1 rRNA gene is annotated in these 255 nt (G+C 53.7%); it reads left to right on the forward strand.

Features of this window, described 5'->3' with window-relative positions:
* Window positions 1-255: ribosomal RNA gene (locus KOL94_RS25005) — 23S ribosomal RNA — on the forward strand; the annotation flags it as partial.

Here is a 255-nt window from a genome sequence, read left to right on the forward strand (position 1 = left end):
AGGTGAAAAGCACCCCGGAAGGGGAGTGAAAGAGATCCTGAAACCGTGTGCCTACAAGTAGTCGGAGCCCATTAACGGGTGACGGCGTGCCTTTTGTAGAATGAACCGGCGAGTTACGATAACGTGCGAGGTTAAGTCGCAAAGACGGAGCCGCAGCGAAAGCGAGTCTGAACAGGGCGCATGAGTACGTTGTCGTAGACCCGAAACCGAGTGATCTACCCATGTCCAGGGTGAAGTTCAGGTAACACTGAATGG

It is taken from the genome of Alkalihalobacillus sp. TS-13, from assembly GCF_019720915.1.
Taxonomy (GTDB): Bacteria; Bacillota; Bacilli; order Bacillales; family Fictibacillaceae; genus Pseudalkalibacillus.